Origin of the sequence: Emergencia timonensis (assembly GCF_900086585.1) — a bacterium.
Classification (GTDB): domain Bacteria; phylum Bacillota; class Clostridia; order Peptostreptococcales; family Anaerovoracaceae; genus Senimuribacter; species Senimuribacter timonensis.
This window is the reverse complement of the sequence record NZ_FLKM01000008.1, coordinates 1,988,464-2,011,829: the sequence shown is the minus strand read 5'-3', so window position 1 is coordinate 2,011,829 and position 23,366 is coordinate 1,988,464. Positions and strand designations below refer to the sequence as shown.

The 23,366-nt window shown below is 47.9% G+C and carries 23 protein-coding genes and 1 other annotated feature; of the genes, 1 reads left to right on the top strand and 22 read right to left on the bottom strand.

Translation table 11 applies throughout. The annotated features are described in order from the left end of the window. Positions 1 to 11: 11 nt before the first annotated feature. From BN6539_RS10625 to BN6539_RS10610, 5 genes are all read right to left on the bottom strand, one after another. Positions 12 to 437, bottom strand: a complete 426-nt coding sequence (locus BN6539_RS10625; RefSeq protein ID WP_000323895.1) for an RNA polymerase sigma factor — start codon at positions 435 to 437, stop codon at positions 12 to 14. Between the two features lie 94 nt (positions 438 to 531). Beyond that, entirely contained in the window at positions 532 to 1,044 is a 513-nt protein-coding gene (locus tag BN6539_RS10620; protein WP_000241709.1) for a sigma-70 family RNA polymerase sigma factor, read from the bottom strand. Positions 1,045 to 1,531: 487 nt separating this feature from the next. Continuing rightward, positions 1,532 to 1,702, bottom strand: coding sequence for a cysteine-rich KTR domain-containing protein (locus BN6539_RS21845; protein ID WP_004614788.1), 171 nt, complete (start codon positions 1,700 to 1,702; stop codon positions 1,532 to 1,534). Between the two features lie 54 nt (positions 1,703 to 1,756). Continuing rightward, entirely contained in the window at positions 1,757 to 3,676 is a 1,920-nt protein-coding gene (tet(O), locus tag BN6539_RS10615) for a tetracycline resistance ribosomal protection protein Tet(O) (RefSeq protein WP_000691758.1), read from the bottom strand. Positions 3,677 to 4,042: 366 nt separating this feature from the next. Continuing rightward, positions 4,043 to 4,417: a TnpV protein gene (locus BN6539_RS10610; protein ID WP_001129922.1), complete on the bottom strand. Its 375-nt coding sequence runs from the start codon at positions 4,415 to 4,417 to the stop codon at positions 4,043 to 4,045. A gap of 33 nt (positions 4,418 to 4,450) precedes the next feature. Between BN6539_RS10610 and BN6539_RS10605 the strand changes: the two genes are divergently transcribed. Beyond that, the gene (locus tag BN6539_RS10605; RefSeq protein WP_082907458.1) at positions 4,451 to 5,653 is read left to right on the top strand and encodes an MATE family efflux transporter; all 1,203 of its coding nucleotides are present in this window, start codon (positions 4,451 to 4,453) and stop codon (positions 5,651 to 5,653) included. 394 nt (positions 5,654 to 6,047) lie between these two features. Here the strand turns inward: BN6539_RS10605 and BN6539_RS10600 are convergent, their stop codons facing one another. From BN6539_RS10600 to BN6539_RS10520, 17 genes are all read right to left on the bottom strand, one after another. Further along, the gene (locus tag BN6539_RS10600) at positions 6,048 to 7,526 is read right to left on the bottom strand and encodes an ATP-binding cassette domain-containing protein (RefSeq protein WP_067537777.1); all 1,479 of its coding nucleotides are present in this window, start codon (positions 7,524 to 7,526) and stop codon (positions 6,048 to 6,050) included. A gap of 1 nt (position 7,527) precedes the next feature. Further along, positions 7,528 to 9,084: an ABC transporter substrate-binding protein gene (locus tag BN6539_RS10595; RefSeq protein WP_067537773.1), complete on the bottom strand. Its 1,557-nt coding sequence runs from the start codon at positions 9,082 to 9,084 to the stop codon at positions 7,528 to 7,530. A gap of 23 nt (positions 9,085 to 9,107) precedes the next feature. After that, positions 9,108 to 9,929, bottom strand: a complete 822-nt coding sequence (locus BN6539_RS10590; RefSeq protein ID WP_067537770.1) for an ABC transporter permease — start codon at positions 9,927 to 9,929, stop codon at positions 9,108 to 9,110. Next, positions 9,930 to 10,931 carry an ABC transporter permease gene (locus BN6539_RS10585; RefSeq protein WP_067537766.1) on the bottom strand — a complete coding sequence of 334 codons (1,002 nt, stop codon included), beginning with the start codon at positions 10,929 to 10,931 and terminating at the stop codon, positions 9,930 to 9,932. Beyond that, positions 10,924 to 12,117, bottom strand: a complete 1,194-nt coding sequence (larC, locus tag BN6539_RS10580) for a nickel pincer cofactor biosynthesis protein LarC (RefSeq protein ID WP_067537764.1) — start codon at positions 12,115 to 12,117, stop codon at positions 10,924 to 10,926. Before larC ends, BN6539_RS10585 begins: the two co-directional genes overlap by 8 nt. Beyond that, a complete protein-coding gene (gene larB, locus BN6539_RS10575; protein ID WP_067537762.1) occupies positions 12,118 to 12,876 on the bottom strand; it encodes a nickel pincer cofactor biosynthesis protein LarB in 759 nt (252 codons plus the stop codon). Further along, positions 12,877 to 13,620: an ATP-dependent sacrificial sulfur transferase LarE gene (larE, locus tag BN6539_RS10570; RefSeq protein WP_067537760.1), complete on the bottom strand. Its 744-nt coding sequence runs from the start codon at positions 13,618 to 13,620 to the stop codon at positions 12,877 to 12,879. Between the two features lie 323 nt (positions 13,621 to 13,943). Continuing rightward, positions 13,944 to 14,357, bottom strand: coding sequence for a hypothetical protein (locus BN6539_RS10565; RefSeq protein ID WP_067537759.1), 414 nt, complete (start codon positions 14,355 to 14,357; stop codon positions 13,944 to 13,946). Between the two features lie 210 nt (positions 14,358 to 14,567). Then, the gene (locus BN6539_RS10560; RefSeq protein WP_082907457.1) at positions 14,568 to 15,962 is read right to left on the bottom strand and encodes a transglutaminase-like domain-containing protein; all 1,395 of its coding nucleotides are present in this window, start codon (positions 15,960 to 15,962) and stop codon (positions 14,568 to 14,570) included. Further along, positions 15,946 to 17,334, bottom strand: a complete 1,389-nt coding sequence (locus BN6539_RS10555) for an APC family permease (protein ID WP_067537758.1) — start codon at positions 17,332 to 17,334, stop codon at positions 15,946 to 15,948. Before BN6539_RS10555 ends, BN6539_RS10560 begins: the two co-directional genes overlap by 17 nt. A gap of 9 nt (positions 17,335 to 17,343) precedes the next feature. Beyond that, positions 17,344 to 18,282: a dipeptidase gene (locus tag BN6539_RS10550; protein WP_067537755.1), complete on the bottom strand. Its 939-nt coding sequence runs from the start codon at positions 18,280 to 18,282 to the stop codon at positions 17,344 to 17,346. Positions 18,283 to 18,427: 145 nt separating this feature from the next. Next, complete coding sequence (locus BN6539_RS10545; protein WP_067537752.1) at positions 18,428 to 19,231, bottom strand: serine hydrolase; 804 nt, start codon at positions 19,229 to 19,231, stop codon at positions 18,428 to 18,430. Then, a complete protein-coding gene (locus BN6539_RS10540) occupies positions 19,210 to 20,916 on the bottom strand; it encodes a sigma-54 interaction domain-containing protein (protein WP_207645093.1) in 1,707 nt (568 codons plus the stop codon). The genes BN6539_RS10545 and BN6539_RS10540 overlap by 22 nt, the downstream gene beginning before the upstream one ends. 174 nt (positions 20,917 to 21,090) lie before the next feature. After that, positions 21,091 to 21,456 (bottom strand): 50S ribosomal protein L20, encoded by a 366-nt coding sequence (gene rplT, locus BN6539_RS10535; RefSeq protein ID WP_067537744.1) that lies wholly within the window; start codon positions 21,454 to 21,456, stop codon positions 21,091 to 21,093. 18 nt (positions 21,457 to 21,474) lie between these two features. Then, positions 21,475 to 21,675, bottom strand: coding sequence for a 50S ribosomal protein L35 (gene rpmI, locus BN6539_RS10530; protein WP_067537741.1), 201 nt, complete (start codon positions 21,673 to 21,675; stop codon positions 21,475 to 21,477). Positions 21,676 to 21,709: 34 nt separating this feature from the next. Further along, a complete protein-coding gene (gene infC / locus BN6539_RS10525; RefSeq protein ID WP_067538252.1) occupies positions 21,710 to 22,234 on the bottom strand; it encodes a translation initiation factor IF-3 in 525 nt (174 codons plus the stop codon). A 14-nt stretch (positions 22,235 to 22,248) separates the two neighbouring features. Next, positions 22,249 to 22,378, bottom strand: a sequence feature (ribosomal protein L20 leader region). Positions 22,379 to 22,409: 31 nt separating this feature from the next. Continuing rightward, positions 22,410 to 23,324 (bottom strand): AEC family transporter, encoded by a 915-nt coding sequence (locus BN6539_RS10520; RefSeq protein WP_067537738.1) that lies wholly within the window; start codon positions 23,322 to 23,324, stop codon positions 22,410 to 22,412. Positions 23,325 to 23,366 lie beyond the last annotated feature (42 nt).

Here is a 23,366-nt window from a genome sequence, read left to right as displayed (position 1 = left end):
TGTTTTAGAAGCTATAAAATTTTCCGCAGCTTCTTCCGCAGATGGTCTAACCTCGCATAGATGGCACCAGTCGTCAAATGCACAAGCGGGGCAATCTCCTTTGTGGAATACCCCTGCATTTTCAGCAGGACGATTTTCAAGGTACGCCCGTCCACCGTGACTAATACTTGATAGAGATTTTCGCTCTCAATCTCTTCCAGTAACTCCGCAACCGTACCCACTTCCGCCTGCCGCTCCCTGCCTGCCATGTCCTCAAGATATTCCGCAACGTCATTCGTCCATCGGTAAAACCGCCTGTTGGAATTGAAGTCTGCCCTGTCCGCCATGCGTATCTGCTCAATGGTCGCTTCATCAACGCCGCACTCACGCAGCAGCTTTTCCTCCGCTTCTTTCCAGATACGCCATTTCCTGTCCTCCCGTCCGTGGTTGTATGCCATTCTTACTTCCTCCAATCAGAATTGATTGAGAGGGCAGAGAAAAGCCCCCTCATCTTCCCAAAGGAAAAAACAAGGGGGCTGAACGCCTTAAATTTTAATTTTCTATTATCTTTCTTAGTTTTATTAGGATTCTGGCTTTGCGTTTGTTTACAACGCTCTGGGTTATGCCCAACCTCGCCCCGACTTCACGCTCGGAAAGTCCGTCAAAAAAGATTGCCTGTATCAGCTCCTGTTCACTATCCGACAGCAAAGGCAGGGCGGCTTTCAGCCTGTCCACCATGACCGCATTGACAACGGTTTCTGCAATGTCCACCGCTTCATCAGTGATAAAGTCCAGAGGATTCCCCTCGCTGTCCGTAAATCCGTCGAGAGATAGCAGTCTATTCTTTGTATCTAATTTTTGCAGATAACGCCACCGTTCCTTGTCACGGTAGAAGTCTGTGTATTGCTCCCTCACGACTTCAAGCAGACAGCCTTGAATGGGGATAAACAGCTTGTCCATATAGGTCTGGTCGGATTCCCTGCAACGGCAGAACTCCGTGTAGGATAATTCCACATAGCCGCCACTTTCTCTGATATATACCTTTCTTGGTGCATATTTCACCATAAATACCTCCCATCTGAATTTTTGAAATGTAAAAAATCCAGATGGAGAGGCGGAGAACGACACCGCATATCAGAAACAGCCCTACGGCACTTTCCAACAAAAATCGACAAAAGAAAAACCGCAAAGGCTCTGTGACCTTTACGGTTATAGGAAATAGTAATTCTATTGTATGGAGATTGTACTTCTACTTTCAAGGTGAGAAGTACCGTTGCACTGGCAGAAATTTTTTTAACTGGTTTCCTGCCGTTCTCTGATATGCTATGTATTGATAAATTTTGCTTCGTATGAGCAGATAGATAACTGCCCGAAAAAAGGACATAAAAAAATCCCTCCAAATTTAAAAACAAATTCAGAGGGTAATTTAGGGTATAACAAAATAACCCACCCGAATATCGTTTTTTTTATTTGGTGAGTTTGTTCTTTCAAATACGAAACAAAAAGAGCCGATGATTCGTGAATTGTTCCACAATTTCATCGGCTCTGCGTCTTAAGCGTCTGGCTCTTTGATGACAGTTATCTTCAAGTTGTCAACTTTAATCAATCTTTCTTGTCTGCATTTTGGACAATAAAGGGGATAATTCTCCAAAACAGTGTCCTTCCTAATTTTATTACGGGTTTTGCTCCCACAAACAGGACACAATATCCATTCGCATTTCATCATAATTAGTCTCTAATCCTTTCAAATCTCATTTTATATGACTTTTGCAAGCTGTTAAGCTAACTTGTGGAACATATGCCGAACCTTATCTATACGGCTATTCGGGCGGCGGGGTTGGCAAATAAATTTACCAATAGCTGGCTGGTATCCTTTTAACTCTGTCAAGCAGACTCCCTGCCCATTTGTGAAATAAGTTAAATCGTTCCTGTATTCTTGAATACATCTAGCAGGGATTTCTCCTTTCAGAATGACCTCGTCATTCTTTATCTGAGTACTTACAATATCTGCACAATACCTTGGAGCATCATGATACGCCCGTGAGAGATATTCCTGCGGTGCATAAATTTCAAAGTGGAGATATGGCTCTAATAGTTCTGTCCCTGCTTTTTTTAAAGCCTGCTCCAATACGATAGGGGAAAGCAGCCGAAAGTCTGCGGGGGTACTTACAGGACTATAATACAATCCATATTCAAAACAGATTTTACAGTCTGTCACTTTCCATCCATACAGCCCCTGCTCGCAGCCATAAAGAACCCCCTCCATAACCGCATTTTGGAACGATTGATTTAAATATCCAAGTGAAACTCTGCTTTCATACTGCACTCCGCTTCCAATAGGGAGCGGCTCTATGGACAACCCGACAGAAGCCCAGAAAGGATTTGGCGGGACTTCTATGTGGATGGTATATTCTGCTTTTCTAAGCGGTCTTTCCATATATATAACAGTAGGCTCTTTTATTTCTGCCTCCACATGATATTTTTCCTCAAGGATGGCACAAATGACTTCCATCTGCACATTCCCCAAAAAAGAAAGTATAATCTCATGCGTTGTAGTATCCACATAATATTTTAAAAGAGGGTCGCCATCTGAAATTTCTGTAAGTGCCCCAAGCAATATTTCCCGCTGTTCAGATTTCTTTACTGCAATCGTTGTTTGGAGCATAGGGAGAGGATTTTCAATAAATTTTCTCTGCGGCAACAGTATTTCGTTCCCCAAAATACTGTTTAGCTGCAAAACATCATTTGGTAAAATTACAATATCACCAGAGCAGGCTGTATCGGATGAATATAATTCACCGTTTGTCGGAACACACATCTCTGTGATTTTTATTTTCTCTTTTTCAGATATTCTAATAACATCCCTCAAATGCAATGTTCCGCTATATATACGCACATAAACAAAACGCCGCCTTTTCTCTGAATATTCAATCTTAAAAACCTGCCCGCATAGTTCAGATTGACCTTCAGGCGTTGATGAATAAAATTTACTGGCAATTACTTCTATAAGCTGCCGAATCCCCAGATTGTTTTTAGCGCTTCCGTGATAAACGGGAAATAACGTTCCGTTTTGGAATCTCCTGTTTTCTTCCTGTTCCAGTTCTGACATTTTAAACGGTTTCCCTGACATATATTTCTCTAATAGTTCATCGTTTCCCATAATTACCGCATCCCACTGTTCCATATCGTCATTGTCCGTTACATTTATATGGGGATGCTGCCCAACCTTTTGCTTCACTATAATTTCCGAAGAAAGCTTTGCTTTCATTTCCCGATATACCATTGGCAAATCAATCCCCTCTTGGTCAATTTTATTGATGAAAAAAATTGTCGGAATCTTCATTATCTGTAGTGCATGAAACAGTATACGGGTCTGTGCCTGTATGCCATCCTTTGCAGAAACTAATAATACTGCTCCGTCTAATACGGATAAAGAACGGTATACTTCCGCCAAAAAATCCATATGGCCTGGCGTATCTATAATGTTGACTTTTACATCCTCCCACTGAAAAGATGTCACTGCTGTCTGGATAGTGATTCCCCTTTGACGCTCCAAATTCATTGTATCTGTCCTTGTTGTGCCTTCATCTACGCTCCCTAGTTCTGCAATTGCACCACTGGTATACAATAAACTTTCCGTTAATGTTGTCTTTCCTGCGTCAACGTGAGCCAGAATGCCTAAGTTAATTATTTTCATGTGATTTTCCTCCTATCAACACCCAAAAAAGGGCATAAAAATACCCAGTGATAAATACTCCTATCACTGGGTAAATAACTCCAATAGCCCCAAAACACTTATATGTTTTCGGGCATATAAAATTACATGATAAAAGTATTCTTAAACTGGGTACAAAAAACTAAGCCCCATATTAAAAGTGAAACGGGACTGCTACTTTTTGTTCCCACTATCAAATTGACAGTTTATTTAAGAATACCTTGCCGCATATTTATTAACTCCTTGTATAATACTGAATCTAATTATATTCCTTAACCCTTTATTTGTCAAGCTGACAAACTAAAGCAGAAAAAGCGGCAGGATTTCCCCCTGCCACTAATCATCTGTTTATGCAAAAATAATTTCCTTTTCCACAATCTCCCTCGCACAAGCCCTTATGTTATTGAGGCATCCTGTCCATTCTAAGGCGTTTTCTGCCTTTAGCTGTTCCGTTATGCCCTGTGCCTGTTTCATACCCTCTATGAGCCTTTCAAAGCGTTCCTGTGCCTGTCTGTTGATGTCGGCAAGGTAGGCGTTTAGCCTGCCGCTTGTAAGAAGATTGGTGTATGTAACTTTACGGTACTGTTTTAGATAATCTAAATGCCGTTGCCCCCAGATGCCTATTGCCTGTTCTTCTTCGGCGGGTACAGTTAAGCACGGTATCAAATAATCCCCTTGCCTTTCGTATTTGCCGCCCAGTTCCTCAAATAATGATTTTGCCATTGTCTGTTACCTCCACATTCTTTTTTATTTTGAATGTCCGCAAAATCCGTCCTACATCTGATGATCGCAGTGGCGACAGGAACCGGCGTCGGCATCAACGCCCTGCTTTCCAGAAGCCTGGGCGAAAAGAACTTCCGCCGGGCAAACAACACCGCCGACAATGCGGTTTTCCTCGCCCTATGCAGCTTCATCGCCTTTGCCCTCATCGGCGGCATTTTCTCCCGCGTCTTTTTCCGCCTGCAGACAGACGTTACGGAAATCATCGATTACGGCACTGCCTATCTTCAGATCTGTACCATCGGCTCCATCGGGCTGTTTTTGCAGGTGACCTTTGAAAAGCTGCTGCAGGCTACGGGCAGAACCTTCTACACCATGCTGACCCAGGGGCTGGGCGCCATCATCAACATCGTCCTGGACCCCATCCTGATCTTCGGGCTTTTGGGAATGCCAAAGATGGGCGTAGCCGGCGCCGCCGTTGCTACCATTGCCGGACAGATTATCGCATCCATCCTGGCTGTCGTGCTGAACATGAAGAAAAATCACGAGATCGAACTGAAATTCAAGGGATTCCGTCCAAGCAAGCTGATCATCGCCCGCATCTATTCTGTAGGCGTTCCTTCCATCATGATGGCTGCCATCGGCTCCGTCATGACCTTCGGCATCAACAAGATTTTGATTTCCTTTACAACCACGGCGACAGCCGTCTTCGGGGTATATTTCAAGCTGCAGAGCTTCGTCTTCATGCCCATCTTCGGACTTAATAACGGCATGGTGCCCATCATCGCCTATAATTACGGCGCCAGAAAACCAGAGAGGCTGACAAAGACCATCAAGCTTTCCATCGCTGCAGCCGTCCTCATCATGGTGATCGGATTCGTCCTATTTCAGACTATCACGGAGCAGCTTCTGATGATCTTCAACGCTTCTGACAACATGCTCGAAATCGGCGTACCGGCTTTGCGCATCATCAGCATCTGTTTCCTCCTGGCGGGATTCAGCATCATCAGCTCCTCTCTGTTCCAGGCGCTGTCCCACGGTCTTCTGAGCCTCTTCGTCTCCTTGCTGAGACAGCTGCTCATCCTGCTGCCGGCAGCCTACCTGCTGTCCCTCAGCGGAAAACTGAACCTGATCTGGTGGGCCTTCCCTCTGGCGGAGTTATTCGCCGCTTTCTTATGCGCGTTATTTCTACGCTATATTTACAAGAAAGAAATCAAGCCGATGTACGAAACGGTCTAGTAAAGAGTTTTACCCGTCATTCCATAAAAACAGGGCTGTCGCATTAACGAAGAAACGGCGTAAAGCATTGTTTTCTGAATACGTTACGCCGTTTGGGAGCAGATTTAGCAGGCAGATTCGCTGCGTTTCATAGGAAACAAGATCTTTCAGGCACTCTTTTTCCTTTTATAATTTTAATTTCTTAAATTTACCATTAATTAATTTCCAATTCTGTATTATATTGTAATAATTTTTACTGCAAGTCATTTCTGTCAACAGAAAAACGGCGCATAATGCATCTAAAATAGACATTTGCGCCGTTTGATCTGATCCATGGATTACTCGGTCTTAGTGCAACAACCCCGTTTTTGATTCAATAGAGGATAATAAAGGTCTCTATCTTTCGTGCGTCAGCTTACAGGGTCGTCATGGTGATCACCCGGTCGCTGACGTGTTCCACCATGGGCCGGTCGTGGGCGATGAGCAGCATGGTCAGATGACGCTCGTCGCACAGCCTCTTCAGCAGATGGATGATCTGCGACTGGATGGAAACATCGAGAGAAGAGATCGGCTCGTCAGCGATGATGAAGTCGGGATCCGTAATCAGCGCCCTGGCGATGGCCGCCCTCTGCCTCTGGCCGCCGGACACGTCGTAAGGATGGCGGCCTGCAAGCTCCCGCTCAAGTCCAACCTGATCCATCAGTTCCAACACTTTTTCCTGCAGCGCCTTCCGGTCCATATGACGGTTCTTGATGACCAGCGGCTCCGAGATAATCTGCTCCATTGTCATCCTGGGGTTGAAAGCAGACGCCGAATCCTGAAAAATCATCTGTTTGCGGCATCCGTCCGCCAGGGTGATGGTTCCGCCGGACGGCTCGTGAATCCCCATGATGCACCGCGCCAAGGTGGACTTGCCGCAGCCGGAATTCCCGACAATGCCTACGATTTCCCCTCGGTATACCGTCAGATCAAAGTCCTTCAGCACCGTGCGGACCGTCTTCCGCCCCAGTTGAAAGTGCTTTGTCAGCCCCTCGATCCGCACCAGAGGCTCTGCTCCCTGCGGCGGTTCTGACGCTTCCCTGACCTTCCCGTGGTAGTGGCTGCTTCTCTTGCCATATTTGGCGAAGCCCAGCAGCTTCTGCGTGTACGGATGCTGCGGGTTCTGAAAGATCTCTTCCGTCTTCCCGCTTTCCACGATCAGTCCGTCCTTCATCACGGCGATGCGGTCAGCGATTGTCTCTGCCAGTCCCAGATCGTGGGTCACGAAGAGCAGTCCCTTGTCCTCTCCCCTGCAGAGCTTTGCCAGGAGCTCCATGATGCGGTCCTGTGTCGCCGTATCGAGAGACGTCGTCGGCTCGTCGGCGATGATCAAGGCGGGGTTACAGGCAAGGGCGATGGCGATGGCGACCCTCTGCCGCATGCCGCCGGAAAAGTGGTGCGGGTACTGAGAAAAACGCGCCTCAGGGTTGTCGATACCCACCAGTTCCAAAAGCCGCAAAGCCTTTTCTCTCGCTTCCCTGCGCCCGATTTTTTCGTGAATCCGCATGGGTGATGTGATCTGGCTGCCGATAGAGAATGTGGGATTGAGAGAGGACATGGGGTCCTGAAAGACCATGGCGGCATCTTTTCCACGCACAGACTCCAGCTCTTTCTCCGTGAGTCCAGTCACGTCCTTTCCTGCCAGTAAGATTCTCCCCTCTTCGATATCGGCGTGCTGGCTGTGAAGCATCAAAATCGAGCGGCAGAGGGCGGTCTTGCCGCAGCCGGATTCTCCCACCAGGGCCACCGTCTCTCCCGCATCCACCGAAAAGTCCACGCCCCGGACTGCAGGCACTCTGCCGAAGGGACCGTGAAACGCTAATTTTAAGTTTTCAATCTTTAAAAGATTTTCCATATTACCCTTCTATTTTCCAATCTGCGATGTTCCAGAATACGCCTACGCCATGGTGGCCCAGCACCGTCTTCTCTGTGATGCCGGTGATGTTCTTTTTGATGGCGTAATCTGCATCCACGTAAGCGATGAAGGTATACGGCATCGCCTTTGTCATCTCTTCCTGAAATTCCTGATACAGCGCCTTCCGCTTTTCCTGGTTCTCGGTATGTCTGGCGTCTTTCAGCAGCTGGTCAATCTTCTGGTTGGAATACCCCGTATAGTTGTCGCCTGCGTCAGTGGAGAATACCTTGTAGGTGTGGTCGTCCGCATCGAATGGGCTTCCCCAGCCGATGATGCAGCAGTCCTGCCCTGCCCAGTCCAGAGACGGTTTCGACTCTGCGCTGGCGTTGACGCCGATTTTCTGCAGCTGGTTTGCGCACAGCTTTGCCATATCCACCCTGACCTGATCGTCAGACATGGCGGAAATGACGAATTTCAGTTCTGTGCCGTCTTTTTCGTAGAAGCCGTCGCTGTTCTTTTTCCAGCCGTCCTCCTCGAGGAGCCTCTGGCATTCCTCAGGGTCATAGCTGAACTTCTCGATCTTTTCGTTGTTGTATTCGCCCTTCTGAATCGGCGAGTAAGCCGCCTGGCCCTCTCCCAGCAGGACGCTTTTGATGATGGTCTCTCTGTCGATGGCATAGCTCAGGATATTTGCCAGTTCCGGATACTTCTTGAACAGCGCACTGCCAAAATTATAGGCGATGGCGCGGTAGTCAGCCGTATCCATCCTAAAGATGTTGTAATCGCCGGTCTCTTCGATATCCTTCGCCGTCTTCGCCGTAATCTGCGCCATGTCGATATCTCCGGATTTCAGCTGCATGGCCTTCGCGTCCGTATCCGGCACGATCTTGAAGACGACAGTCCCGATATTGGGCTCACCGTTGTAATAACCGTCAAATTTCTCCATGGTGATACTCTGCGCCGTATCCCATTCCTTCATCTTGTACGGTCCTGCGCCGACCGGATTCTGGTTGAAATCACAGGTTGCAAGATCTTCGCCCTCCAGCAGATGCTTTGGCAGAATGCCGATGGACATGTAGTCAGGAAATGCCACGTTGACCTGTTTCAGTTTGATCTTGACCGTCAGGTCGTCGGGACAGGTGATCTTGTCGATATCCGTATAATTGGAGATGATTTCAGACTGGTTGTCTTCATCCAAAATGGCCTCCAGCGTAAATTTCACGTCAGCAGAAGTCAGCGCCTCTCCATCGTGGAAAGTCAGCCCTTCCCGAAGCTGAAAGGTATAGGTCAGAGACTCCTCGTCAAATTTCCAGGACTCCGCCAGGGCAGGCACCACCTTGTTATCCTCGTCGTGAGCGGTCAGGCCTGCAAAGAGCAAAGCGTTGATCTCGCCGTGCTCATAGAGAGCCGGGTTGATGGCAGTATAATCCTGGCTGCCATAGACCAGGGTGTCCCCTCCCTTTGACTCTCCGTCTTCGCTGCTGCCGCAGCCCGTCAGCAGAAGGCCTGTAACCAAGGCACAAATACACAGTAGACTGACTAAAAATTTCTTTTTCATAAGTTCCTCCAGTTAATCAAATGTTACAAATTACTATATAAACGGTTATTCTTCTTTCTGATATATTCTCCGATTTCCGTGATGCAGACCAATGTAGTAATCAGCACCAGCCCGGGAATGATGATGATCCACCAGCAGTTGGTCAGCAGCACCTCCTGGGACATGGACAAAAGACTTCCCCAGGATACTGTGGTAAGGGGCAGCCCCAGGCCCAGAAAGCTCAGGGTGGATTCGGTGATCATGGCCTGGCCGATATTGGTCACCACCATGAACATGATGGATGACACGAAATTGGGCAGCAGATGGCGGCGCAGAATGTACCAGAATCCGCCCTCCATGGTCCTTGCCGCCAGCACGTAGTCGCTGTTCCTTATCTGCCTGACCTCGCTTCTGACGATCTTGGAGATGTTCATCCACCCGGTCAGTCCGATGATGACGGACAGAGACGTGTAAGACGCTTTGCCCCACAAGGCCTGCAGAAAAATGACCAGCAGGATCGACGGAACGCTCATGATCAGCTCCGAAAAGCGCATCAGCAGGTCGTCCAGCCGCTCACCGGCAAGACCGCTCACAGTGCCGTAGACCACGGCCACTGCCGTGGAGATACAAGCGCTGAGAAGACCGATGTAAATCGAAGCGCGGCCGCCATAGAGAACCATGGTGAAAAGATCCCTCCCCATGCTGTCCGTGCCGAAGATGTGCGCCGCGCTGGGTGCCAGATTGATGGCCGCAGAGTTCATCTCTTCCATAGAATAGGGCGCCAGGACGCCGGCAAAGACCGATGACAGGATGATCAGCCCCAGGACGCAAAGCGAAATTCTCGGCAGTTTTTTCTCTTTCTTCATCTATGCCGCCTCCTTCACGTTCTTCACCAGGCGCATCCTCGGATCGATAAACTCACTGACGATCTGCGCCAGCAGGTTGAACACCAGTACCACCGCCCCGGTCAAAAGGCACAGCGCCATCAGCATGTTGTAGTCCTGATACATGGCTGCTTCAAAGCTGAGGGTTCCCAGTCCCGGATAGGAAAACACGGTTTCCACCACATAGGTGCCGCCCAGGATGTGGGGCACTGAAATCGCCATGATGACCAGCATGGACGGCATGATGTTCCTAAGGCAGTGGCGGCAGAGAATCTTCCTGCGGGAAATGCCTTCCGCCTTGCAGAGCAGGACATAGTCTTCCCGCGTCTCCTGCGACAGCTTGTTTCTGACCATGTAGGCGTAATACCAGAGGTGCTCCAAAACCATGACGGCTGTCGGCAGAACCAGATGATATGCCCGGTCAAAAAAGCTGCCGCCGCTCCCGTAAGAGTACGCGCCGCTGACAGGCAGCAGCTTCAGATTCACGGCAAAGACCAGGATCAGCAGGAGCGCCAGGAAAAAAGACGGCACGCTGCCAGAGATTACGCCCACTTTGCAGATGATCCTGTCCAGGAGGCTGTCCTCCCGCAGCGCGCAGAAGAGCCCCAGCAAAATGGCAAGGCCAAAGGTCAGCACGTAGGAGACGCCGCCCAGAATCAGGGTATTGACCCACACTTTTCCGATGACCTCTGTCACCGGCTGCTTGTACTTATAAGACAGCCCCAGATCTCCGTCAAAGAGATGCGCTGCCCATCTTGCGTACTGCACCGGCATCGAATCGTCTAGCCCCAGCTTCTCTCTCGCCGCTTCTCTCTGCACCTGGCTCATGTGCTCCGCGCCGTCACCGTAATAGGCCTTTAGGGGATCGCCGGGGCAGAGCCGCGCGATGACAAAGACGATTGTAGACAGCAGAACCAGCACGATGACCATCTGCAAAAGCTTTTTCAATATATAGATCGTTTTTTCACGCCACGTCTTATTCATGAATTTCCTTCTTTACATCTTTGATCGACAGATTCTCTTCCTTAGCAATCTTCGCCAGATCCTCAAATTCCGCCTTGACCTTCTCTACGCCATAGCCTTCGCAGACCTTGACGCTGACCTCACCCCAGGGCGTATTCCGCTGTTCAAAGCGGCGCGCCAGGGTAAATCGCCCGCACCTGTACTCTCTGATGCCGATGGTCGTCGTGTGTTTGAACAGCAGACGCACCATCTCTTCTTTGTCCTCCGGCCTGCACATGCAGCAAAGCTTTACAGCGGGGCGGGATTTTTTCATGACGATGTTCTCGGCATAGGCGTCCAGCGCCCCCTGCTCCATGAGGATTTCGATGGCATAGCCGATTTCTTCCGCCGTCATGTCGTCGATATTTGCCGCCAGTTCCAGAACCTGGTCCCTGCCTTCCTCTTCCGTCTCTCCCAGCATCACTCTCACGCAGTTCGCCCGTTCAAATTCCTTTGTCCCTGCACCGTAGCCCGTCTTTTCGACACGCATCAAAGGCATCGGTCCAAACTTGTCTACAAAATGCTTCAATAAGGCGGCTCCCGTCGGCGTGCAGAGTTCCCCTTTGATCTCTGCACTGTAAATGGGAATGCCCTGCAGGATCAAAGCCGTGGCAGGTGCAGGCACAGGAAGCACGCCGTGGGCGCATTTGACGGTGCCAGATCCCACGTGGACAGGAGATGCCGAGATACGGTCCGCGCCGATCATAGATAACAGCAGGCAGTTTCCCACCACATCCGCTACAGCGTCCAGCGTCCCGACCTCGTGGAAATGAATCTGCTCCATGGTCTGCCCGTGCACCTTGCTCTCGGCTTCGGCGATCAGTTCAAAGACTGCCTGAGCATCTTTTTTCACCTGTTCTGAAAGCTCCAGACCTTTGATCAGGCTTCTGATCTCGGCGAGTCCGCTGTGGTGATGGTGATGCTGGTGTTCATGATCGTGTCCGTGATGATGGTGCAAACCCTCCTCTTCCCCGTCGATAACGACGCGGACATGGCTTGCACGGATGCCGCAGGTCTTCTTCTCCTCTGCGCTGATACGCACCCCCGGAATGCCAAGGGCATTCATCTTTGACAGAAAAACCTCCCGATCCGGAATCAGCTCTAAAAGTGCAGCCATGAGCATGTCTCCTGCCGCTCCCATGCTGCAGTCAATATATAAGTTCTTCATTTACTTATCCGCCTCCATATTGTTGATCAGATTTGCCAGATAACCTGCTCCGAAGCCGTTGTCGATGTTGACCACGCTGACGCCGCTGGCGCAGGAGTTGAGCATGGAAAGAAGGGCCGTCACGCCTCCGAAGGCAGTGCCATAACCGACGCTGGTAGGCACCGCGATGACAGGACAGTCCGCCAGACCGCCGATGACGGATGCCAGCGCCCCTTCCATCCCCGCGATGGCGATAATGACTCTGGCATTCATGATCTTTTCGGCATGAGCCAGCAGCCTGTGAATGCCGGCAACACCTACATCGTAAATCCGCTCCACGCGGTTTCCCAGAATCTCTGCGGTCAGCGCCGCCTCTTCCGCGACAGGAATGTCGCTGGTTCCGCCTGTGGCTACCAGAATGTAGCCCTTCTGCTTCGGCGCTGTCATCTCGCCCACAAGGCCAACTTTTGCTTCCTCATAGTATGTAAAGGGAATATCCTTTTCAAAGGTTTCCGCCGCCTCCTGGCTCATCCTGGTGATCAAAATCGTCTTCTGTCCGCTGTTCCAGAGGGTATGGGCGATCTTGTCGATCTGCGCCGGCGTCTTGCCTGCGCCGTAGATGACCTCTGACGCCCCCTGTCTGATGCCTCTGTGGTGATCCAAAGAAGCGATGTCGATTTCTTCAAAAGGCGCCATCTTCATCTTGAGCAGGGCTTCGTCCACGGTCGCATTTCCCTCCGCCACCTGCTGCAGCAGTTCTTTCATTTCTCTCTGTTCCATCTATCTCTCCTCCAAATCCAGCAAAACGATGTCAAAATACGGTTTCAGCTTTGCTTTGATCTCATTTCTCTTCTCTAAGGCTCTTTCCATCTGTCCGCCGCAAAGCTGCAGCCTCGCTGCGCCGCCGAAAACGCGGACGCGAAAGTCTCTGAAACCCAGGGCTTCAAGCTCTGCCTCAGCGCATTCAACTCTTTTGAGGTCCGCCTCTGTGATCAGCGTTCCGCTTGGAATTCTCGTCGCAAGACAGGCGTAAGCCGGTTTGTCCCAGGTGAAGAGACCCGCCTCTTTGGATAATTCTCTGACACGCGCCTTGGTAATGCCGCACATGCGCAAAGGGGACAGAACCTCCATCTCGGCAAGCGCCTTCATGCCGGGCCGGTCTGCTGCTTCATCGGAAAGATTGGTGCCATCGATGATCACCTCGTATCCGTCCGCCTTTGCCGCCTCCGCCAGAAGACCAAAGATGCGGTTTTTGCAGTAATAGCATCGGTCCTGGGGATTTTCCCGCACCGACTGTTCCGCCAGGATGTCGCAGTCTATCACCCGCAGCCTGGCATCCAGCTGCTCCGCCAGACGCTTTGCGTCCGCCAGTTCAAAATCCGGCTGAAACTGGCTTTTGATAAAATATGCTGATACATCCGTCCCATACTCTCTGGCAGCATAGAGCAGATAGGACGAATCCACCCCGCCGGAAAAACCCAAGGCGACTTTCGGATGCTCTCTAAAAAATGTTCTTAATTCCATGCGTATCTCCTTTTTGTACAAAAAAATACCACAAAAGCGCGGGATTTCCTTCTGGAATCCGATCTGCCTTCGTGGCATTAAATCTCAATATCAAGTCTATCTATTCATAACATTGTTTTCTTCTTGAAAACGACAATTACTTCTTCTTGAAGCACACTAACATGTATAGCATAAACCATGCCAACAGAAAAATCAAGTATTTTCCAGGGGTTTCAGCGTTTGCCCTCCCCCGTTTTGTTGCAGCCCTGCATCTGTTGTTGCTTTATTGTAACACTTGAAGTGAACTCCAAGTCAAGAAGTTCTTCAAAGTTTTTAAAATGGCGTTATTCGAGCGGAAGATCCTTCATCAAAGAAATCGCTGCCAACACGACAAAGACAGCGGCGGCGGCGAGAATGAGCCCCAAAAGATGGGACTGGCTGATTGCGATCACTGCCACGCACACGATATAGCAGGCAATGACAACAGCAAAGGCAGTCTCGCATTTGTTACCTCTGACTGCACAAGCAATTCTTGCACCATAGTATACGGCAAGAAAAGCCCCTGTCGCACGCAGAAACTGCTGTACGCCTGTATAATCATAGGCCCAGCCGTCAATATAATGGTATGCGTTGTCGTAACTTCCCTGCTCGATCAGTCTGCTGATAATGCCTTCGGCACCGTTTTTCATTTCCAGCAGACAAAAAATATAGAATCCCAGTGATATACTAGCAAATAGTATCGGTAATTTTGCTTTCATTTCTGACTCCCCTTTGATTGATACATTATCCCTTTAACTATATACACTCTATTTTTTGAGGGATATTGCTAAATTTTGTCGTATAAATATATAACTCGAAATTTGTCAAAAAAGGGACAAGGATTTCCAAAAAAACAAAAAAGCTGATGTAAAAAATTTCTCTTCACATCAGCTTCGTTATCAATTCTGACCTTACATCACCGATAGGGTTTATTTGATACGATGGATATCGATTTCCTGATAACGATATAGCAGATCATCACTCCGTACGCCGTGGTCTTCGTATTCCGCTTCGCCCGACTGATTGTCATACGGGTCATTTCTCCAAAACTTCTTCGGAGGTTCAAAATCCTTTTGGAATGCATTGTTAATCGGTATGCGGTAAGGGTCTGCATTGCCGAAGAAGTAGTTCCAGCGGTCGTAAGCGCCTCTGATGTAGGAGGAACCTCCATAAGAGAGATCCGCATACACCCAGCCGCTTCCGGGCACATAGAACATGGCCCAGTCATGTTCCCCCACATCACCCGGTTTCGCATCAATACCTGACTGCCACTTTGCCGGAATGCCTGCTATCCTGCAGAGCGTGATGAACAGCAGCGCCTGCACGCCGCAGTCCCCTTTCAGATTCAAGGCACAATACTCAGCGAGATGGTCGATGCAGGCATAATCCCGCATGAAAGCGTAGCTTACCTTGGTCGTAATAAAATCGTAAATGCGGCGGGCGATCAAAAGGGGATTGCTCTCCCCTTCTGTGATTTCTGCTGCCAGGGACCGCAGATAGGGCGTGAACTGGATGTGAGGCAGTTCTTCCGAGAGATAGGCTTTCGTCTCCTCTGGAAATGGCTCCATGGCGGCTTTCTGTCGCTCTGGGTTGCCCAAGTCCACATAAACAGTATGATGGTCAAATGCGTATTCCACAGAGAATATCTGTCCGATAGCAGCCGGTGCCTCAAAATAAAGAGTCGGCTGAGGCGCATCCTCTTCTGCCATACAGACAGGAGCGGGGGTCACTTCCAGCAGCTGCAGGTTTTGAACCTGCTCCCGTTCAAGGGGCACGGGCATGTGTACCCGCAAAGTCTTCCCCTCTTCCACAGCCCGCTCTTTCAGGGAGACTTCCTGTTTGATATGAATGTGGCAGCAAGTCTCCTGCCCATCTTCTAAACCTGCGATTAGGTCATCCAAAATCTGATAGTCGCTCTGATCGCCCTGGCAGGAACGCTGCCACAGTGAAGGGTTCACTTTGAACAGTGTCGCGCAGAAACTGTCCAGGTACATCATTTTGCCGTTCAGATAAATCCAGTCCAGCTTTCCTTCCAGCTGAAGTCGGTCAAACTCCTCTTCACTCATCTCCGGAATTCGTTCCCGTACCTGCTGCAGCGCCTCTTCTCTCGTCACAGTATAACAGTTTTCCAAGTCCTTCAGGTTTTTCAGCTCCAAACCCAGCCTGCACCGCAGCGCCAGGGGGATGTCTTCAGATAATCGCTGTGCGATCAGCTTTTTTGCCCTGTCAAAATTTCCGCTCCACTTTTCTTTCAGAATATCTTCCGGCAGTTCCACAGCAAGATATTTCAAATTCTCGTACTTCGCTTTATTCAATTCCTTCACCTTTGTATTCTTCTCCTCCGTTTTTCTTTTTGAAATACAGATAAACAATCAAGCCTGCCACCGTAATGCCAACACCTGTAATGGCGGCTTTCGGCGCATCGATAAATTCGTTTACCATCAAGACAACATACATGAGGCTGGTCAGATAAATCGTAAATTTTCCGCCCCAGACTTTATACGGTCTCTCGATATCGGGATATTTTTTCCTCATAATCAGTACACCATAAATCGTCATTAAATTCAAGATAGAAGTCGTGAAAATCAGCATATCGGTCAATTCCTGCAGACTGTTGAAGATGACCAGCAATACGGCCATGCCGGCAGAAACGATAATTCCGTAAGAAGGCACGCCGTGTTTCTCGCTCAGATGACCGAATAATTTCGGGAAGTAACCTTCTTTTGCCATGGCATAATAAGTACGGGGGTCACAAAGGGTATTGACGTTGGCAGAGCCGACAATGCCTATGGTCATACAGATGAGCAGAATCCAGATTCCAGTGCCGCCCAGCGTCCTGCTGACGACTTCATTGCCCAGATAGAGATTCCCTGAATTGATCATTTCAGCAATGTCCTCACTCGGAAGCACTTTATATACCGCCAAATAGAATAGGACGTAAATCAAGGTCACGCCGATCAGCGAAGTGATAATCGCAAAAGGCAGATCCTTTTTCGGGTTTTTCATCTCTTCTGCTACGGTATTGAGGTTATACCAGCCGTCATATGCCCACAAAGAAGCAAAGGTGGCAAATCCAATCATGGAAATTACGGCTGTCACGCCGCCGCCTTCGGCAGAAGTTCCCGCCAAAGACAAACTCAGATCTGGAGATTCGTTCCCCATGATGAAACCTGCTATAATAATCATCAAAATCGGCACCATTCTGATGACCATGGAAAAATTCTGATAGAAGGTCATCTCCTTGACTCCCAGCAGGTTGATGACCATCAGAACCAGTATGATCGCAATTGCAAGCACCTTGACCATGATATCGCTGATCTCAAATACGGTTCGATAGGCAGTTACTGCCGCCATTGCCAAGGCCGCCACGCCGCCGGAGCCCGTCAGCAGAAAGCAGGAAAACCCATTGATAAATCCAAAAGCCGGGCTGTAGGCTTTGCTGAGATAAACAGTCTGCCCGCCTGCAACAGGCATACTTGCCCCCAGTTCCGCAAAACACAGTCCTCCGACAATGGTAATGAATCCGCCCACAATCCAGGCGACTAGCGACCATCCCATGCTCAGTCCCGTTCTCTCTAACACGTAACTGCCCAGATAATAGACGCCTGATCCGATTACCATGCCGGCAACGATGCTGATGCCGCTGAATGGGCCAATGGCTTTCTTGAAGCTGCCCTCATGTTTTTTTGTATCCATTTTTTCCTCCTAATCACAACATTCTTTCATCATTCGAAGTACATTTTTGCAACAAATCTTTTCTGCTGTCTCTGCTGGATATCTTCTTTCCAGTTGTTCCACCAGTCTCTGGTATTGTCCGTATCCTCTCATCTCCATCCTGCATTCAATGCCGTCAAAATCTGATCCCAAAGCCACACTGTCAACGCCCATCAGATTAATCAGGTAATCGACGTGTAAGAGAATATCCTCCATAGAACTGAAATCAGAACCCTCTCTCAGAAAATATGAATTGTAGTTCACACCTACAACGCCGCCTTTTTCAGAAATACATCTCAATTGTTCATCAGACAGATTTCGCGAATGGCCGCACAAGCTCCGTGCACAGGAGTGCGAAGCTACAAAAGGTTTTTTGCTGTGCGCCGCCACGTCATAGAACCCGCCCTCTGATAAATGTGAAACGTCAATGATCATACCCAACTGGTTCATCTTCTCTATGACATCAAAACCAAAGGGTTTCAGCCCCAACCGGTGTTCTTCACGCTTAAGACTGTCGGGGAATCCGATACAATTTTCTCTGCACCAAAGCAGAGTCATCAGCCTCACCCCTTTGTCATAGAGTTCATCCAGTCGTTCCAGCTTTCCCGCAAGCAGATGACCGTCTTCTACAGACAAGACTGCGGACATTCTGCCTTCGCGGTCGTGGATTAAAATATCGTCATAAGAGATGGCAGGTGCGATCAAGTCGCTGTTTGCCGCTAGTTCCCTCGTATAGACATTGTAAATCTCCTGAAACAGTCTGTAAGGTGTCAGATTATCATCCATGGGAAGATAAATTGCAAAGAACTGCGCCAGTGCTCCAGCATCTTTCATCCGCAATAGATCTACATGACCTGTATTCCTTCGCAGACCATAGTTCTTTTGATAGCATTCTAATAAAGTATCACAATGCATATCGATAATTTGCATCCGACGAACCTCCTTTCTTCATTCTTGTCTATAATAATCGCAAGTACCGTGCCATCAAAACAAATGCCGCAATCTATTGAAAAGACTGGGTGTAACGCTCCACCCAGTCTTTAATTCGTTCTTATTTCAGAATCTCGTTCTTTTTTCAGACCCCTTCAGCCATCGAAGCTTCATAACACAGTCTGATTACATCCTTCATGATATATTCGGCGTTTTTTACATCTACCTTATTCGCGCTCATGCATAGGAGAAAGGGATGCTCGCAGAGTACAATGACCGCTTCGTGAAGGCAGTGAAGGTCGAAACCCGTCTGATGGGCTACGGAGATTTTGTTGTTGGCCAGAAAGGAAATATTTTCTCGTCTCTGGTGATAGGTCATCAAACGCAGCATCTTCTCACTGGCAGACGTAGAAACAAGCTGTTTTCTGTACAAACGTTTCAGCAGGCTGCCGATTTCCCTGACTGAGTGATAGTTGTCCTTTTCTGGTCTGCGTTCGTCCCATTCAAAGAGCAGACAGCCTACAGAGGTATGTACCAGTCCCAGTTTTTTCATGGTGCTGTTCACATTCTCCATGCCTACTTTCGTAAGCAGAATGTTGAACGCCGAATTATCGCTGATCACAATCATCAGATACAGCAGGTCTTCGAGAGTCAGCTGCAGCCCTTCGTGAAGAAAGTCCAAAATGCCTACATTTTCCTCATACTCCGCTGTTGGAATGGCAAAGGGCGGTTTCTTCTTCCAAACATAAGAATCTGTCAGATGCAGCCTGCCCTCTTCAATCTGCTGAAATACCTCAATCATGACCACAAATTTTGCGATGCCCATGGAGGGGAACACATCACAATTGCCAGCAAAAAAACTGCTGTCATCGACGAGATCATAATAATAGATCCCCATCTCTCCAAAGATATTGCTGATCCTATCCTTTACTTTTTCTGAGATATGCATAACGTCTCCTCTTCAATTCCGTACTTATGAATTTTCTCAAACAGATTTGTTTTACTGATACCCAAAAAGGCCGCCATCTCTTTCCGGTCGCCATCAAATAACTCATACGCTTCTTTAATTATCTTTTTCTCATATTCGTTCAGGCGTTCTTTTAAATTCTGCTCCTCAGCATTACCGAGGAGTGGATTGCCGAGAACGACGTCCTCCTCTCGGATCAATTGACCGTCAGCCATCACGGCTGCTTTTTCCAAGACGTTTTCTAACTCCCTGATGTTGCCCGGCCAATGATACTTTCGCATTTTTGCTAGAGCAGCCTGGGTCAGTATCAGAGGTTCTATTTCTAAATTAGTGCAGATCTGCGGCAAAGCATCCTCGATAATGTTATAAAGATCTGCGAGGCGTTCCCGCAGCGGCGGCAGATGAATAGGAAACACACAGATTCTATAATACAGATCCTCTCGAAACTTTCCTTCCTTTACCATCGCTTCCAAATTGCGATTGGTTGCAACGATCAGGCGGATATCCGCCCGAATCTTCTTCGTTCCGCCGACTCTGTAAAAGGTACCCTCTTGCAATACTTCCAGCAGTTTCCCCTGCAAAGTGATAGGCATCTCTGAGATTTCATCAAGAAACAGAGTGCCCCCTTTTGCTGCTTCAAAATAGCCTTCCTTTCCACCTCTGCGTGCGCCAGTGAAAGCTCCTTCCTCATACCCGAACAGTTCACTCTCTATGAGATTATATGCGATGGCGGCGCAATTTACATTGACGAAAGGTCCTTCTGCCCGTCTGCCGTTGCGGTGAATCTGCCGTGCCAGGAAGGTTTTTCCTGTACCGCTTTCACCTGTCAGAACAATGGTGACATTTTTGTGGCAGACTTTGTCCAACTTCCGATTGATTTCTTCAATCTTGCTGCCGCTTCCCCGCAGCCTGACTTCGCAGCTCAATTCATTTTGTCTGACTTTGAATTCCCGATTGAAGTACAGTCGGTTATAGATTGAGACATTTTTTCTCAAAGAATCGAGGAATGCTTCTTCATCACCAATCATGTAGAGACTGCTTCCCTGACCGTCAAAGTCTTCTTGAATCAGTCTGACCGCTATTTGCTCTCCGTGAATTTTTGCGTAACGCAATTCCTCGCTTTTTTTCATGCTTCGAAGTTCTTCTATTATCTTTTCAGGAAAAAAATCTGCCAGCGGTATGGGCAACTGATGCTTATCGACGTAAGCAGGGAAACTCTGCCCTTTCATGATCTCATCTTCCATCTGATCTGTAACGACGTCCGCTCCGCCGCAAGAGAAGTAACGAATCTCGTCGTTCTTCTGTATAACCAGGTACTTTTTCTTGCCTTGGGACAACTGCAGCATCACCTTTTGCCTGCCAACGAATACGTCAAAGAGAAACTGATCCTTCACTCTGATTGCAACTCTTTCGTTATCATAATAGAAATCCAAGACGGTCTGTCCTTCTTCCAGTTCGTCGATAGGAATTCTCTTTGTGACCGGCTTGCATTCGCAGTTTCCATATCGATACACTGTGACCGTGCACGCCTCTTCGCAGCAGATGAACACGACCAAATCATTCAGCGCCAGCCGTCCCTCACCATGCCATCTGATCGTTTCCTGGTCATATCTGGCATACTCCAAAACGCCGTCATGTAAAATCGTAATCCTATCCGCCCTATTCACGGCAAAATATCCTGTCCGCATGTCTCACTTCCTTTCAGACGAAGCCCCGCCAGCAATTTCTCATAAAGCATAAATCTATTTAGCTTCTATTATAATGGCTCCGTCAAAATATGCAAGAAAAAAGAGCTTCCCCAAAGCTTTTGCTCTGAAAGGAAACCCTCGTTATCTCGCTGATTAATATTCTTTTCCGCAAGCAGCCTTTGCAGTTTCGCAAAGCTGTGCAAAGCTTGCAGCATCGTGAATCGCCATCTCAGAAAGCATCTTTCTGTTGATTTCGATACCGCTCTTCTTCAGTCCGTCCATCAGTCTGCTGTAGGACATGCCGTTGATTCTTGCAGCCGCGTTGATTCTTGCAATCCACATCTGTCTGTACTGTCTCTTCTTCAGCTTTCTTCCAACATAAGCAGATCTGAGCGCTCTCATCACTGCCGGATTTGCAGCTCTGAAGACCTTGCTCTTCTGTCCGTAATAACCCTTTGCCTGCTTTAAGATTTTTTTATGTCTCTTGTGCGCATTTACGCCTTTTTTAACTCTTGCCATAATTCCTTACCTCCTATATTATTTCGCCATTGATCTTAACATTCTCTTAGTGTCAGCGCTCGTCAATGTAGTAGCTTTACGTAAGCCTCTTTTTCTCTTTGGGGCTTTCTTTGTAAGAATATGGCTCTTGAATGCCTTATTTCTCTTTACTTTTCCACTTCCAGTTAATTTCATTCTTTTGCATGCGCCTCTGTGGGACTTCATCTTATTCTTTGCCATGATGCTATTCTCCTCCTATGTTAATTCTAAACATTTACTTTTCAGCTTTCGGTGCCAGGAACATGATCAAGCTTCTACCTTCAAAGGTAGGTCTTTTCTCAACTACGCTCACTTCACTGCAGATTTCAGCAAACTTGTTCATTACCTCACGGCCTCTTGCGGTATTGGCATTTTCTCTGCCTCTGAATCTAAGGCTGACCTTTACTTTATCCCCATCCTTGAGGAACTTGCAAGCAGTCTTTGCTTTCACCTGAACGTCATGCTCTTCAATAAAAGAGCTCAGTCTGATTTCTTTTACCTGAATGGTCTTCTGCTTTTTCTTTGCTTCTTTTTCTCTCTTCTGGATTTCATATCTGTACTTTCCATAGTCGAGAATTTTGCAAACTGGCGGATTTGCATTGGGTGAGATGTTTACCAGATCCAGCTTTTTCTCTTCAGCCAAAGCCAGCGCTGCATCTCTGCTCATAACGCCAAGCATCTTACCTTCATCATCAATAACTCGCAGTTCTCTATCACGAATTTCTTCGTTGATCTTGTTTTCCTTGCTAATTGTTCGCACCTCCTGTGATACCTTCGCATTAAAATAAGCGGACACACAAGTATCCGCTTCAAAACACACTATGATAGTGCTGATTTCTAATCATATAGACCTGACAAACGCGATTGCCTGCAGGTGAGAAGCGGATGACTTCTTCTTCATTACTGAACTACTATATCATGTTTGCGCACTTCTGTCAACCCAAAAATATCAGCATCACCGGTATAGTGAAAAGCGATACGATTGTAGTTAAGACCACGCCAGCTGAGCCCAGTTTTTCATTGCTTTGATGTTCAATACACCCCATAGAAACCAGCGATGCTACCGGCATTCCCATGGCTACCGTTGCAGTGCCACGCAGGATTCCTGTAAATCCCAGTACTGACAGGATGAAATAAGTCGCAACAGGCATCAGTACGAGCCTGATGACAGAGACAAAATACAGCCTTTTATCGTCGCCAAAGATGCTTTTTAAGGAATAGGTTCCTATGGTAGAGCCGATAATGACCATGGACAATGGAGAAGATACGTTGCCCAGGAAACTGCAGACCTCAGTAGCAGCTTCCGGCAGCTTCAAACCAGTGAAGAAGAGCACGATTGCAATAATGGCTGCAATGGTGCCCGGTCCCATGACTTTTTTATAATCGAATTTTTCTTTTTCCTTATCTTTTCCACTTTGAAACAGCTTTATGCCATAAGTATAGTACAGCAAATTGAAGCCAAGATTGAACATGCTCAGCTGAAAAATACATCCGCTGCCATAGAGGGATGCGGCTACCGGATATCCCATGAACATGTTATTTGAAAAGAGATAAAACGCTTCGTAAACCGGCCGCTCCTCTTTCGGAACTTTTGTCAAAAGATTGATTACCTTTGCTAAGAAAGGAATGACCAGATAGAAGCAGGCCCCTGTCAGAATATAGCGCAGAAGTTCTCCTTTGTCAGCAATCTCTGTGTTGTTGAGAGACGTCACGATCATCAAAGGCATGGCGATATTGACGACGAAATAAGAAAGCTTTTGGCTGACTTCTTCCGTAAAGACTCTCTTTTTGTTGAGATAATAGCCGACGCCCATGGCCAGCAGCAGTTTACAAATAGTCGATATAATCATGTAAATCCTCCATTTGCACAGCGGCAAATTTTTTAGTATAAT

Bases quoted from the DNA above. Each gene is read 5' to 3' on its own strand.
- BN6539_RS10625 (WP_000323895.1), bottom strand. From the start codon at position 437: ATGGCATACAACCACGGACGGGAGGACAGGAAATGGCGTATCTGGAAA.
- BN6539_RS10545 (WP_067537752.1), bottom strand. From the start codon at position 19,231: ATGCATATCTCAGAAAAAGTAAAGGATAGGATCAGCAATATCTTTGGA.
- rplT (WP_067537744.1), bottom strand. From the start codon at position 21,456: ATGGCAAGAGTTAAAAAAGGCGTAAATGCGCACAAGAGACATAAAAAA.
- BN6539_RS10520 (WP_067537738.1), bottom strand. From the start codon at position 23,324: ATGATTATATCGACTATTTGTAAACTGCTGCTGGCCATGGGCGTCGGC.
- larE (WP_067537760.1), bottom strand. From the start codon at position 13,620: ATGGAATTAAGAACATTTTTTAGAGAGCATCCGAAAGTCGCCTTGGGT.
- BN6539_RS10620 (WP_000241709.1), bottom strand. From the start codon at position 1,044: ATGGTGAAATATGCACCAAGAAAGGTATATATCAGAGAAAGTGGCGGC.
- BN6539_RS21845 (WP_004614788.1), bottom strand. From the start codon at position 1,702: ATGAAATGCGAATGGATATTGTGTCCTGTTTGTGGGAGCAAAACCCGT.
- BN6539_RS10600 (WP_067537777.1), bottom strand. From the start codon at position 7,526: ATGGAAAATCTTTTAAAGATTGAAAACTTAAAATTAGCGTTTCACGGT.
- BN6539_RS10610 (WP_001129922.1), bottom strand. From the start codon at position 4,417: ATGGCAAAATCATTATTTGAGGAACTGGGCGGCAAATACGAAAGGCAA.
- BN6539_RS10550 (WP_067537755.1), bottom strand. From the start codon at position 18,282: ATGCAAATTATCGATATGCATTGTGATACTTTATTAGAATGCTATCAA.
- rpmI (WP_067537741.1), bottom strand. From the start codon at position 21,675: ATGGCAAAGAATAAGATGAAGTCCCACAGAGGCGCATGCAAAAGAATG.
- BN6539_RS10555 (WP_067537758.1), bottom strand. From the start codon at position 17,334: ATGGATACAAAAAAACATGAGGGCAGCTTCAAGAAAGCCATTGGCCCA.
- BN6539_RS10565 (WP_067537759.1), bottom strand. From the start codon at position 14,357: ATGAAAGCAAAATTACCGATACTATTTGCTAGTATATCACTGGGATTC.
- BN6539_RS10605 (WP_082907458.1), top strand. From the start codon at position 4,451: ATGTCCGCAAAATCCGTCCTACATCTGATGATCGCAGTGGCGACAGGA.
- BN6539_RS10595 (WP_067537773.1), bottom strand. From the start codon at position 9,084: ATGAAAAAGAAATTTTTAGTCAGTCTACTGTGTATTTGTGCCTTGGTT.
- BN6539_RS10590 (WP_067537770.1), bottom strand. From the start codon at position 9,929: ATGAAGAAAGAGAAAAAACTGCCGAGAATTTCGCTTTGCGTCCTGGGG.
- BN6539_RS10585 (WP_067537766.1), bottom strand. From the start codon at position 10,931: ATGAATAAGACGTGGCGTGAAAAAACGATCTATATATTGAAAAAGCTT.
- larC (WP_067537764.1), bottom strand. From the start codon at position 12,117: ATGAAGAACTTATATATTGACTGCAGCATGGGAGCGGCAGGAGACATG.
- larB (WP_067537762.1), bottom strand. From the start codon at position 12,876: ATGGAACAGAGAGAAATGAAAGAACTGCTGCAGCAGGTGGCGGAGGGA.